General features: G+C 58.8%; 1 pseudogene. It reads right to left on the bottom strand.

The features are described from left to right. Nucleotides 1-297: 297 nt before the first annotated feature. Nucleotides 298-456 (bottom strand): annotated as a pseudogene (locus AC0L30_RS43115) (IS110 family transposase); the annotation flags it as partial.

The following is a 456-nucleotide window of genomic DNA, read 5'->3' as shown; positions in this document are numbered from 1 at the left end:
ATCGTAAAGCCCCGCGTTCAGCATAACCCGGCAGGAATCCACTTAAATCCAGCGGGGCGCTGTCCAAACAACCGGGGCCAGCTCTGTGTATTTCCGGTTTCCCTTAAGCTTGCGCATGGTCGAGGAAATGCTGGCGGCGATAAAGAGGGTCCCGGGCGGTCGGCATGCCCGTCGTCTACCCCCTCGGCCGCTCCAATTCGTTAACTTTGCTACCGGGAATGACGTCATTCGGGGTTCATCCAGATTTGCACCTTGCCTCCTCGGCAGCGTTCTTCTTCCGCCGGAGAGCTCTTGAGATTAGGGTTTCAGCATTGCGGCCGGCGCCTGATAGTTGCCGCCTCTGACCAGCAAGGCCCAGATCGTGCGCGCAATCTTATTGGCGAGCGCGACCGATACGACCTTGACCGGCCGTCTTTGCAGCATGGTCCGAATCCAGAGTGGGACTTTCAAGCCTCG

The organism is Bradyrhizobium sp. MI1.11 (assembly GCF_055811255.1).
Note: the sequence above shows the minus strand (reverse complement) of the source record. Positions and strands in the feature narration are given on the sequence as shown.